General features: G+C 65.5%; 10 protein-coding genes and 1 pseudogene. 9 read left to right on the top strand and 2 right to left on the bottom strand.

Annotated elements, in window-relative coordinates; genetic code table 11:
* Window positions 1–671 (bottom strand): annotated as a pseudogene (locus V6M49_RS04045) (hypothetical protein); the annotation flags it as partial.
* A gap of 192 nt (window positions 672–863) precedes the next feature.
* Window positions 864–1,067 (bottom strand): cold-shock protein, encoded by a 204-nt coding sequence (locus tag V6M49_RS04040; RefSeq protein ID WP_024365339.1) that lies wholly within the window; start codon window positions 1,065–1,067, stop codon window positions 864–866.
* Between the two features lie 259 nt (window positions 1,068–1,326).
* On the opposite strand from V6M49_RS04040, the gene V6M49_RS04035 reads away from it, so the two are divergent.
* The 9 genes from V6M49_RS04035 to V6M49_RS03995 form a co-directional block, all read left to right on the top strand.
* Entirely contained in the window at window positions 1,327–2,109 is a 783-nt protein-coding gene (locus V6M49_RS04035) for an alpha/beta hydrolase (RefSeq protein ID WP_332760142.1), read from the top strand.
* 88 nt (window positions 2,110–2,197) lie between these two features.
* Window positions 2,198–2,464: a type II toxin-antitoxin system Phd/YefM family antitoxin gene (locus tag V6M49_RS04030; protein ID WP_141139769.1), complete on the top strand. Its 267-nt coding sequence runs from the start codon at window positions 2,198–2,200 to the stop codon at window positions 2,462–2,464.
* Window positions 2,461–2,853, top strand: coding sequence for a type II toxin-antitoxin system VapC family toxin (locus V6M49_RS04025; RefSeq protein WP_332760141.1), 393 nt, complete (start codon window positions 2,461–2,463; stop codon window positions 2,851–2,853). The genes V6M49_RS04030 and V6M49_RS04025 overlap by 4 nt, the downstream gene beginning before the upstream one ends.
* A gap of 129 nt (window positions 2,854–2,982) precedes the next feature.
* Window positions 2,983–4,425, top strand: a complete 1,443-nt coding sequence (locus V6M49_RS04020) for a DUF3375 domain-containing protein (RefSeq protein ID WP_332760140.1) — start codon at window positions 2,983–2,985, stop codon at window positions 4,423–4,425.
* Complete coding sequence (locus tag V6M49_RS04015) at window positions 4,422–5,045, top strand: DUF4194 domain-containing protein (protein WP_141139766.1); 624 nt, start codon at window positions 4,422–4,424, stop codon at window positions 5,043–5,045. The genes V6M49_RS04020 and V6M49_RS04015 overlap by 4 nt, the downstream gene beginning before the upstream one ends.
* The gene (locus V6M49_RS04010; RefSeq protein WP_332760137.1) at window positions 5,042–8,467 is read left to right on the top strand and encodes an ATP-binding protein; all 3,426 of its coding nucleotides are present in this window, start codon (window positions 5,042–5,044) and stop codon (window positions 8,465–8,467) included. The genes V6M49_RS04015 and V6M49_RS04010 overlap by 4 nt, the downstream gene beginning before the upstream one ends.
* Complete coding sequence (locus tag V6M49_RS04005) at window positions 8,457–9,749, top strand: Wadjet anti-phage system protein JetD domain-containing protein (protein WP_332760136.1); 1,293 nt, start codon at window positions 8,457–8,459, stop codon at window positions 9,747–9,749. The genes V6M49_RS04010 and V6M49_RS04005 overlap by 11 nt, the downstream gene beginning before the upstream one ends.
* Window positions 9,750–9,852: 103 nt before the next feature.
* Complete coding sequence (locus V6M49_RS04000) at window positions 9,853–11,196, top strand: diguanylate cyclase domain-containing protein (RefSeq protein ID WP_332760134.1); 1,344 nt, start codon at window positions 9,853–9,855, stop codon at window positions 11,194–11,196.
* A 272-nt stretch (window positions 11,197–11,468) separates the two neighbouring features.
* The coding region (locus tag V6M49_RS03995) for a DUF4383 domain-containing protein (RefSeq protein WP_332760132.1) at window positions 11,469–11,883 on the top strand (415 nt) is incomplete at its 3' end.

Raw genomic sequence — 11,883 nt, 5'->3', positions numbered from 1 at the left:
GACTCAACCGACTCAACCGCATAGGGTTTGGTGGCCGACCGCCGCAGCGGATGACGCAGGCGCACCTGGTACGGACCGTTCCGGAACGTGGCGCGGGGGTCCAACTGGACAAGCACGAGTGGTTCGTCGCTGGCGGAGTCCAGCCGCACCACCATGCCGTCGCGGCGCCCGTCCACCCACAGCGGGGTAGCCGGCTCCACGGCGGTTTCCTTAAAACGTTCCCGATATTCCTGCCCTGCGGCCAGGAAGAGTATCCCATGGGCCAGCCCGATGACTTTCAGCGGGACCACGGCGTCAGGCGGTGGGGGTTCGGGGGTGGGCCGGGCTTGCTGGTGGTATTCCTGCGCGGCTGACGCCCTGGCTGCCTTCGTGTGCCGGTTGCATTCCGCGCACCGGGTTCGCTCCCCCACGGCGGCCAATAGGGTCACTAGCAGTCTTCTGGGGGCGTGGTCCCAGCTGTCGCCCACCACCGGACACCACGCCGTGTGATAGACCGTCCCGTATTTCATCACATAGACCTGGTCATCGCCCAGTACGGGCACCCCCTCCCGGCGGGCAGCGGGCTCCACCGGCTTGAGCTCGCCGAGGCCTCTGGTCTCTGCCTGGGCTGGGCGGCTGCCGTTGACGTACTTGCGGATGAGCGGACTGAGTTGACGTTTTGGTATTGCCACGAAGGGCGGGCCTCTCTGTGCGGCGGGATGGACTCGATCCCCCCTGCTTGCCCACTGACTATCTTGAAGGGGTTTCCCGCAAGTTGCCAGTCGGGCGCTTTGAAGCACTTCCGGGTTAACAAAAGCAGGGCCGGTCTATGACCGGCCCTGCTTTGAATAATGAAACCCTAAGGCCCCAGAATCTCTAAAGAATTAGAGTGCCTGGATGTTGACGGCCTGGGGACCCTTGGGGCCCTGCTCGGTTTCGAAGGAAACCTTCTGGTTCTCTTCGAGTGAGCGGAAGCCGGAAGAGGCGATCGCGGAGTAGTGAGCGAAAACGTCCTGTGAGGAGTCATCGGGGGAAATGAAGCCGAAGCCCTTTTCAGCGTTAAACCATTTGACGGTACCAGTAGCCATTATTTTTGTCCTTCGTGAAGGTGGAGGAAAAGTCCCGACTTTCGGGTCCTCCGGTGTGGGGTGTTCAAAACCGCTACTTCAGAAAGACGCGGACTTTCGACCGCGCGTACTGCCTGAACTACCAACCGCATAAACACAACAACAGGATCAAGACTACAGGAGATTCTGAACCTCGATTACCACCGGCCAACGAGACGGGTGGTTGAGCCTCCAAGATCCGGTGGTTGAGCCTGTCGAAACCCAGGCGTACCGTTCTCCCATGGGACCAATTCGGGCCATTCTTCTACCAGGCGCTGTACTCCCCGCCCAGGCCGCCTTCGGCGGACTCATCGCAGCCCTCGGGCCGGATGTCCAGGCAATCGCAAAGGATCTCGAGCTCTACGCGGACGATGGGCCGCCGGCGGACTGGAGCCTGGACACAGAGATCGACGGCGTGCTGCGCGAAGCCGATACCCGGGGATGGGAGACGTTCCATCTGGCGGGCTATTCAGGTGGCGGCGCGGCGGCGCTGGCGTTCGCTGCCAAGCACCCGGGGAGGCTGCTGAGCCTGGCGCTGCTGGAACCTGCCTGGGCCGGGAACTGGGACTGGAGCCCTGCGTACGCGGAGCTCCGGAAGAAGTACGACCAGCTGGAAACACTCCCGCCGGAACAGTTCATGTCCGCCTTCATGAGGCTGGGAGTTAAGCCCGACGTCGTCCTTCCGCCGCCGCCGGATCCCCCGCCGCCGTGGATGGCCAACCGGCCGGCGGGCATCAGGGCATTCCTGCGGACCTTCAAAAACTATGACCTGGAGAGGGCGCGTTTGGCTGCCTTTCGCCAGCCCGTCTACTTCGCCTTGGGCGGCCTGAGCAATCCCCATGACTACGGCGATATCGCCAGCCGACTGTCCAGGGTCTTCTTCCCGGACTTCCACCTGGAAGTGTTCCCCAAGCGCCACCATTTTGATCCGCCACACCGGATCGAGCCCGAGCGGCTGGCTGAATTGCTCCGGCGGCACTGGGAGCGGGCGGTGGTTGAGCCTGTCCAAACCCGCGGTGGTTGAGCCTGTCGAAACCGAGCATCCCGAAACCCGCGGTGACTAATCCTTACCCTCGGACACGCAGGTTGCTACGATTGCTACGGAGGTAACCATGGCGACCATTCCACACCGGGAACTGCGCAACCAGAGCAGCAAAATCCTGGAGCGCGTTAAGAACGGCGAAACCATCGACGTCACGAACAACGGCGAAATAGCCGCTACATTGATCCCGCCGTCGGCGTCACCCTTTGAGCGGCTGCTGCTGGCGGGCCAGGTCCGCCCAGCCGCCAAGGGGCCGGTCGATTTCCAGACGCTGCCGCGCGTCCCGTCAGAAGCCGGCACTGCTGAGATCCTGGCTGACCTCCGCGGGGACCGGTGATCATCTACCTGGATACGTCGGCTGTCCTCAAGCTGGTGGTCGAAGAGCCAGAGTCATCCGCGGGCGCCCACTACCTCTCAACCGCGGCCGCCCAGGGCCACCAGCTGGTGGCTTCGATGCTCCTCTATACGGAACTTCATTGCGCGGCCCATCGCCGCGGATTTCCCGGCGAGTCCGTCAATACGGTCCTGGGAGCCATCAACCTGGTCGATCTTGCCCGTTCGGACCTTATGTACGCGGCGGCCCTGCCCGGCAAGCTCCGAAGCGCCGACGCCATCCATCTGGCCGCAGCCATCCGGCTGCAGTCCGACGTAATGGTGGCGTATGACGCTGAGCTCCTGGCTGCCGCCGTCGAGGCAGGCCTGAACGTCCTATCCCCCGGTGGTTGAGTGCGCCCGGTGGTTGAGCTTGTCGAAACCCTGGATCCCGACAGGCTCGATCAACCGGGGACGACAAGTTCGATCACTGTCACCGCCCCCGTGTAGCTTAGGAATAACAGCACCCTGCATGAGGACGCCATGGATTTCTACGCCATCAACGCACTGCGTGAGAACCACGCAGGGTGGTCCCTGCTCCGCGCACAGAACGCCCCGTTGGCGGTCAGCTTCTTCATCAAGGCCTTCACCGGACCCAACCAGCGGGACATCGGCCGGCAGGAGCTCATTGACCACCTTGATGATGTCCTGTTCGGCCTCCGTGAAGTCTTCGGCGAGGACAAGTATCCTAGGCCGGCCGGTGAGTACCTGGATGAGTGGGCGGCCCCGGAACGGGCATGGCTGCGGAAATACTACGTCCCCGGCCAGGACGAGCCGCGCTACGATCTCACCGCCGCCGCCGAGGATGTGGTCCGCTGGGTGGAGAGCCTGAGCGGGCGGGACTTCGTGGCCACGCAGTCCAGGCTGACCAGCATCTTCGCCGTGCTGAAGGCCCTGGTCCAGCAGTCCGAGACCGATCCGGAGGTAAGGCTGGCCGAGCTCCAGCGCCAGCGGGACGGGATCGACGCCGAGATGCAGCGGATCAAGGACGGCAACATCCGCGTGATGACTGCGCCGGAAGCCCTGGACCACTTCCAGCAGCTGACCACCCTGGCCAAGGACCTGCTCTCCGATTTCCGTGAGGTGGAGCAGAACTTCCGGAAGCTTGACCGGCAGGTCCGTGAACAGATCGCCACCTGGGACGGCACCCAGGGCGAGCTCCTTGCCTCGATCTTCGCCAACCAGCAGGACATCAGCGGTTCCCTCCAGGGCCGAACGTTCCAGGGCTTCTGGGACTACCTGATGTCCCCGCAGCTCCGAACGGAACTGCGGGACCTGCTGCAGCGGGCCACGCAGATCGACGCCCTCGCCAAACTGGACAACCTGCACGCCGTGACCAATCTGCACCAGGACTGGCTACCCGCCGTCGAGCAGACCCAGGCCACTGTCCGGCAGCTCTCGCAGCAGATGCGCCGGCTCCTGGACGACAAGGTGTTCCTGGAAAACAAGCGCATCATGCAGCTCGTCCGGAGCATCGAATCCGGCGCGCTGGGCACCCGGGAGGTGCCGCCGTCGGGCGTCTTTACGGAGATCGCCGCTCAGTCCGTCGAGGTCGCGCTCCCCTTCGAACGGCCGCTGTATGAGCCGAGCCGGCGGATCATGGTGGACGACGTCGTGGTGGCGGCAAATGATGCAAACGTGGACGCCGGCGCCCTCTTCAGCCAGTTCCATGTGGACACGGAGCGGCTGAAGTCCAATATCGACGACGTCCTGGCCGGCGCCGAGCAGGCCACCCTCGGCGAAGTAGCGGCCGCCCATCCGCTCTCCCAGGGGCTGGCCGAGCTCGTGGCCTACTACCAGCTCGCCACCGAATCGGACTGGGCGTCCATTAACCCGGACGAGTCACAGCAGTTGTCCTGGCAGCTCCCGGACGGCAGCATCCGGGAAGCCACCGTCGAACAGATCATCTTCGTGAGGCCGGCATGACCACCACAGACGCAGCCGAAACACACACGCCGGAGGAACTTCCCGGCGTCGTCACCAAGCTCTTCAAGGGCGTGGTCTACGCCGAGACGGACGAGAAGATCTGGCAGTCGCTGCTGGGCCTGTCCTCCCATGTCCGCGACTACGTGGCCGTCCTGGGCCTTGACCTGATCCTGGACGAGTCCGAGGGCTACGCGTTCCTGAAATCCCGCGAGGATCCGGACGGCACACTGCCGCGGCTGATCCCCCGCCGCCCGCTCACCTTCAACGTCAGCCTCCTCCTGGCGCTGCTCCGCGGCCGGATGCTCGAATTCGACACCAACAGCAGCGAACTGCGCCTCATCATGACCGAGCAGGACATCGCAGACATGGTGGCCGTTTTCCTGCCCGAATCCAGCAACGAGGCGCGGATCCTGGACCAGCTCAGCACCAACATCAAGAAGGTGGTGGAGCTGGGCTTCCTGCGGAAACTCCGCGGCCAGACGGGCACCTACGAAGTAGCACGGATCCTGAAGGCCTACGTGGATGCCCAGTGGCTGGAGGAATTCGACGCGCGGCTCGCTGACTACCGCGCCTCGCTCAGCGGAGCCGTCACCGGCAGTAAGGAAGAGGACCGCACATGACCACCGAGACGGCCACCCCAGTTAAAGGCGGGACAGACGAGCAGGAGATGCTGTTCAGCCTGGATGAAAAAGCGGACGACGCCGGTACTCCCCCGGGATTCCGGCTGCACCGTCTGGAGCTGCTCAACTGGGGCACCTTTCACCAGGAGGTGCGGACGTTCCGGTTGGACGGTTCGAACAGCCTGCTGACCGGCGACATCGGCTCCGGGAAGTCGACAGTGGTGGATGCGATCACCACCCTGCTGCTGCCGGCCAACAGGATCGAGTACAACAAGGCCGCGGGTGCGCAGAAGAAGGAACGCACGCTGATGTCGTATGTGCGGGGTTTCCACAAGAGCACCCGGAGCGCCGGCGGCGAGTACTCCAAGCCAGTTGCGCTGCGCGGGACCGGCAAGCTCACAGTGGTCCTGGGCGTCTTCCATAATGCAGTCCTGGGCAAATCAATCACCCTTGCCATCACCCTCTGGGCCACCCAGGAAGCCGGCCAGCCCAACCGCTTCTACTCGCTGGTGGAGGGCGAGCAGTCCATCGCCGGGGACTTCGCCAACTTCGGCCAGGACCCCGCGAAGCTGAAGAAGCAGCTCCGGGCCGCGGGTGCGTCCCTCCACGAAACGTTCGAGCCGTATGCGGCGGCGTTCAAGCGGCAGTTCGGCATCAGCGGAAACCAGGCCATGGAGCTGTTCCACCGCACGGTGTCCATGAAGCAGGTGGAGAACATCACCAACTTCGTGCGCACCAACATGCTCGAGGAAGACGACGTCGAGGCCCGGATCGGCAACCTCATCCACCATTTCGACGACCTGAAGAAGGCCCACGACGCCGTCCTCCGGGCCAAGGACCAGATCGCCCTGCTCACCCCCATCACCGAGGGCGCCGCCCAGCACACCGCCCTGAGCCGCGACGATGAATTCGCGCGCCAACAGCGGGACCAGCTGCATCCCTGGTTCACGGACCGGAAACTGCAGCTGAGCATCGAACACCAGACGGAACTGCAGAACACCGGCCTCCGGCTGCGGGAGGACAGCGGCAAACTGGCCACCGAAATCACTCAGCTCCGCCTGGACCTGGCCGCCGTGAAGGAAGATATCCGCGGCAACGGCGGCGGCCGGCTGGCCGCCATCGAGGCGGAGGCCGCGCGGCTGGGCGAGGAGTCCCGGGCGCAGCGGGTTCGCTTCGAAAAGTATGCCGAAGCCGCGGCAGAGCTCGGTCTTCAGGCCCCGGCGGACCGCGTCCAGTTCGACGCCAACCGGGCCCGGCTCGCCGACGTCGAAAAGGACCTCGCCGCCACAGCCAACGAAGTGCAGGACACCCGCACCGAACTGACCATGACACGCACGGTGCTCACGGGCCGCGCCAGCGACATCGCCGCGGAGCTGACCAGCCTGCAGGCGCGTCCCAACCTGCTGCCGCGCCCCCAGGTGGAGCTCCGCCGTCGGCTGTGCGACGGTACCGGCATCCAGGAATCAGAGCTGCCGTACGCCGGTGAGCTGCTGCGCGTCCGCGACGGCGAAGCGGCGTGGGAAGGCGCCGCCGAACGCACGCTGCGCGGCTTTGCCCTGTCGCTGCTGGTGCCGTCGGAGCACTACGCTGCGGTGAGCGGCTGGGTGGACGGCAACAACCTGCGCGGCCGGCTGGTGTACCTGAAGATCGGCGAATCGTACACGCCGAAGCCGGCAGAGGCGGGCACGCTGGCGGCGAAGATCGCCATCAAGCAGGGGACGCCGTTCCGCAGTTTTCTGCTCGATGAGCTCAGCAGCCGCTTCGACTATTTCTGCTGCGACACCCTGGAGGACTTCCGCCGCCGCTCCAAGGCGCTGACCGCCAACGGCCAGCTCAAGGGCGGCCGCGGCCGGCACGAGAAGGATGACCGGCAGGAGCTCTCGGACCGGCGGAACTACGTCCTGGGCTGGGACAACCTGGACAAGATCAGCCGTTTCCGTGCCGAGCAGGACGAGGTCCAGGGCCAGCTCAGCGTGGTGGCCGGCCAGCTGTCCAGGGTCAACGATTCCCTGGGCGCAATCGGCCGGCAGAACCAGCAGCTGGGCATCATCGGGGCGGTGTCGGACTTCGCCGAGCTCAGCTGGCAGCTCACCGCACGCCGCATCGAGGAGCTCAAGGCGGAGAAGGCCCAGCTGGAGTCCACCAGCGATGTGCTGCGGCAGCTGACGGCGAAGGAAGCCGAGCTCACCGGAAAGCTGGATCGCCTGCAGGTGCGGGCCGATGATGTCCAGCGGCGGATCGGCTCCAACGAGGGCTCGGCCAAGGACATTGTGGAGGCGATCGAGGACTGCCGCGACGTCTTGCGGGAGACCCCGTTGACGGACGACGGCGGCGTGCTGGCCGCCGTCGCAAGGCTCGCCGCCGCGGAACTCGCCGGCAAACCGCTCACCTACAAAAACACCGGCACCGTCGAAAGCTCCGTCCGGTCCGGGCTGACAGACACCATCGACGCACTGTCCAAACAGATCGCCCGGGCCGCCGAGAAGACCGTCCGGCTCATGGCCGAGTTCCGGAACAAGTACCCGAACGAGACCACGGAGATTGACGCCGCCCTGGAGTCTGCCGGCGAGTTCGGCAAGCTGCTGGAGCAGCTGGTCAGCAACGATCTCCCGCGCTTTGAGGCCCACTTCAAGGAGTCCCTGAACCAGAACACCATTCACGAGGTGGTGGCGTTCAACGCGTTCCTGGACAGCCGCCGGCAGGACATCGTGAACCGCATCGGCGAAATCAACCTGTCCCTGGCCGGGATTGAGTACAACACCGGCCGGCACATCCAGCTGGAGCACCAGAACAGCACCGACCTGGACGTCCGGCAGTTCGGCCTGGACCTGCGGGCCTGTTCGGAGGGGACCATCGGCGACGATGACCAGTACTCCGAGCAGAAGTACCTGCAGGTGGCGCGCCTGATCGAGCGGTTCCGGGGCCGGGACGGCTACACCACCCTCGACGAGCGCTGGACCGCCAAGGTCACGGACGTCCGGAACTGGTTCACGTTCTCCGCCTCGGAAAAATGGACCGAAACCGGCGAGGAATTTGAACACTTCACGGATTCGGGCGGCAAGTCCGGCGGGCAGAAGGAGAAGCTCGCCTACACGATTCTCGCGGCCGCCCTGGCGTTCCAGTTCGGGCTGGCGTCCGGCAAGGGTGCCGGTAAGAACGCCGGCAGTGGCCGCAGTTTCCGGTTCGTGGTCATTGATGAGGCGTTCGGCCGCGGCTCCGACGAGTCAGCCCGGTACGGGCTGGAGCTGTTCCAGCGGATGAAGCTGCAGCTGCTGATCGTCACTCCCCTGCAGAAGATCCATGTGATCGAGCCCTTTGTCTCCCATGTGGGGTTCGTGGCCAACACCAACGGCGACGATTCGCAGCTGCGGAACATGACCATCCAGGAGTACCGGGACGAGCGGGCCCGGCGTGCCGGGTGACCGGCTTTCGGGTTCCGCCCCGGGCCGGGCACAGGCGGGCCGCGCGCAGGGCTGGACCACACTGGCTGACCTGCGGGCGCAGTCGCTGAAGGCCTGGGGCAGCGGCGCGTTGCTCCGCGAGGTACTGGAACCCAGCGGACTGCACCCCCGCCGTCGTCCGTTGAAACGTCCGACGGCGGCGACGCTCCGGACTGACTACGCGGCGGCGAGTGCGTGGGCGGCTGAGTTGTTCGCCGCGGTGGGTCCGTTCAGCCTGGAAACCGCAGAGGTGGGGCGCACCACGGTGGGGGCCAACCAGCTTCCGGCGGCGGCGGTCTTTGCAAACGCCGAGGCCGAGATCGGCTTTGTGGGTAAGGCGAAGGATGCAGCCCGGTTCGTGGAGCTTGCCGGGAGTCTGGCCTCGCTGCACTCCTTGTTCCGCGGCTGGGCGCTGAAGCGGCCGCTCAAGCTGCTGGAACTCGGGGCTGACGCGCTGACAGCGGCCCGGGTGGCCCTGTGGCTGGAGGACAATCCCGTGCCCGGCATCTATGTGCGTCAGCTGAGCCTTCCCGGTGTGCACACCAAGTTCATCGAGAACCACAGGGCGGTGATCAGCGAGCTGGCCATGGCGCTGCGGGCTGATTCCGTGCGCGCCGAGATTGAGCCGGACGAGGACTCTCTTCCGGACTTTCCCGCTGAGCCCGGTTCGCTGCTGGGGCTAACGCCGGCCCGGACGCCGGCGGCGCGCTTTGCCGCGGGCCACGGCTTCCTGCATCCGCCGGAGCTGGTCAGGTTCCGCGTGCTGGATCCTGCCGTGCCACTGCTGGGCACGGCGCGGGACCTGACCGTGACCGCTGAAGCCTTCAGTACGCTGAGCCTGCCGGTCACCAAAGTGCTGATCACGGAAAACCTCGTCAACTTTCTGGCCCTCCCCGACAGGCAGGACACGCTGGCTATTTATGGCGGCGGCTATGGTTTCTCGTCGCTGCGGGATGCAGGGTGGCTGCGCGACCGCGAGGTCCTGTACTGGGGCGATCTGGACACCCACGGGTTCCGGATCCTGGACCAGCTGCGGGCGGTCCACCCGCATGTGATGAGCGTGATGATGGACGAGGCCACGCTGCTGGCACACCGAGATGCATGGGTGACCGAGCCGTCGCCGTCGAAGGCTTCGCTTGGCAGGCTGACACCTGATGAGTCCGCACTGTACGAAGGTCTCCGCAATGACGCCTTTGGGATGGCCGTCCGGCTTGAACAGGAGCTGATCCGCTGGGACTGGGCGCTGGGCCGACTCGGCGACTGAGCCTGCCGAAACCGGTGACGCCCGGTGTTTGAGCCTGTCGAAGCCCGATTGTAGGAAGTGCCGTGTAATTTAGGCATAACATCACCCCGGTCCGAGGACGCCCATGAATAGAGCCCCCACTACGCTGCGCTCCTTTAGCCTGCAGCGTGAATGGTCCCGGGCATTCACGCTGATGCTGCTGGCCCTGTTCACCGGCGCGGCTATCACCATCGTGGGAGTCCGGTTCGTGGTGAACGAGATGGAAGCTGCGAACGGCCGGCTGCAGGCCGAGTACGGCACCGTCGCGGACCTGGCCGCAGCCCTTGAGGCTCATGAGCAACTGGGACACCAGTTGCTGGCGGCGGCGCCCGTGAACAGGGAGGCGTTTGTCCTGGAGCAGCAGGACATTGAAGCTCTCTTCCGTGTGGCCGCCGCCGTCCCGGTTGCGGACGAAGGCCGGACCGAAGCCCTTTCCATGGCCCAGCAGGACTGGCAGGCGGGACTGGAGCAGGCCGGCCTCTGGGGTGACCGGGCACTGAACCCCACGGGGAGCAATGTAGCTGATGCCGCTGCCTTCGCGGCCGCAAGCTCCACCGTGCGGTCGCAACTGGCCGCCGTCCAGCAGTCCTCGCTCCTGGCGCTGAACAGGGGGCTCGTGGACACACGCGAACTTGAAGGGCTTCTGGTGATTGGCCGGTTCGGGCTGTTCGTTGTGGCCATCGGCGCCACCCTGTATTTCCGGCGCCGGATGGTCAAGGACCTGATGCGGCCCGTCAACAGCCTCCGCCGGGGCGTCCTGAAGCTGCAGTCCGGCGACTACGGCCACCGCCTGAACGTGGCCCGGCGCGACGAACTCGGCGAGGTGACCGTGGCCTTCAACGGGATGGCCGCCGCGCTCCAGGACAGCCACAACGCCCTGACGTACCGGGCCACACACGATGACCTCACCGGGCTCGCCAACCGTGCAGCCCTGGCCGAGCGACTGCTGGCATCCTTCGAACCCGACAGCGACCGCCGGACCCGGCACGAGGGCCTGCTGTTCATCGACATCGACGACTTCAAGGACGTCAACGATTCCCTGGGCCATGAGGGCGGTGACGCGCTGCTGGCGCAGCTGGCAGAGCGGCTGCGGGCCAGCGTCCGCGGCCACGACCTGGTGGCCCGGCTGGGCGGCGACGAGTTCGCCGTCGTCGTTGTGGATAACGACGACGGCACTCCGGCCACGGGGCCCGTCGCCGAGCGGATCTATGAGGCGCTCAGCGAGCCGTTCGTCATCGGTGACCGGTCGCTGCGGGTGTCGCTGAGCATGGGCGTCGCGCAGCGCACCACGGACACGGCGGACGTGACGGAGCTGCTGCGGCAGGCAGATTCAGCCATGTACCGGGCCAAGCAAGGCGGCAAGGCCCGATACGAAATCCACGGCGGATCAACCCCGGTGGTCGAGCCTGCCGATACCGTCGGCGGCTGAGCCCGGCGGGCCCGACCACCGGCAAACCCGAACCCGGCTACTCCCCCCGCGCCGTGGAAAGATGGTTTGCCGCTGCGATTTCCAGGTGCGTCAGGTCCGGACGCCCCAACCCCGGTGGTTGAACCCGCGGAAACTTGGGAGTGCACCCGAGAATATTTTCTGAATAACCCATCCGACACGCGGTCACGCCCGAATAGCTGGCATAACCCCTTGGGTCGGCAGGAAAGAAACCCCGCTGATCCATAAACACATATCGCATTCAGGAGATCCCCATGGCAACGCACACCGGCACCCGAACGGCAGCCCGCACCAACGTCCAGAAGGCATCGATAGTTGTCGGTGCAGTGTTCCTGCTGGTCGGCATCCTGGGCTTCGTTCCGGGCATCACGGCCAACTTCGATGAACTGCACTTCGCAGGCCACCACTCCGAGGCAATGCTGCTGGGCCTCTTCCAGGTCTCGGCCCTGCACAACATCGTCCACCTGCTCTTCGGCGCTGCAGGCCTCCTCATGGCAAAGACCGCCACGGGCGCCCGCTCCTTCCTCCTCTACGGCGGCGCCATCTACCTGGTCCTGTTCGTCTACGGACTGGTGGTCCCCCAGGATTCAGCCGGCAACTTCGTGCCGCTGAACGGCTTCGACAACGTCCTGCACCTGCTGCTCGGCGTCGGCATGGTTGCCCTGGCAA

This window comes from Pseudarthrobacter sp., from assembly GCF_036675385.1.
Lineage (GTDB): Bacteria > Actinomycetota > Actinomycetes > Actinomycetales > Micrococcaceae > Arthrobacter.
This window is presented reverse-complemented; position numbering and strand designations above follow the sequence as displayed.

Coding starts and splice junctions, on each gene's coding strand:
- V6M49_RS04040 (WP_024365339.1), bottom strand. CDS start 1,067: ATGGCTACTGGTACCGTCAAATGGTTTAACGCTGAAAAGGGCTTCGGC.
- V6M49_RS04035 (WP_332760142.1), top strand. CDS start 1,327: ATGGGACCAATTCGGGCCATTCTTCTACCAGGCGCTGTACTCCCCGCC.
- V6M49_RS04030 (WP_141139769.1), top strand. CDS start 2,198: ATGGCGACCATTCCACACCGGGAACTGCGCAACCAGAGCAGCAAAATC.
- V6M49_RS04020 (WP_332760140.1), top strand. CDS start 2,983: ATGGATTTCTACGCCATCAACGCACTGCGTGAGAACCACGCAGGGTGG.
- V6M49_RS04015 (WP_141139766.1), top strand. CDS start 4,422: ATGACCACCACAGACGCAGCCGAAACACACACGCCGGAGGAACTTCCC.
- V6M49_RS04010 (WP_332760137.1), top strand. CDS start 5,042: ATGACCACCGAGACGGCCACCCCAGTTAAAGGCGGGACAGACGAGCAG.
- V6M49_RS04000 (WP_332760134.1), top strand. CDS start 9,853: ATGAATAGAGCCCCCACTACGCTGCGCTCCTTTAGCCTGCAGCGTGAA.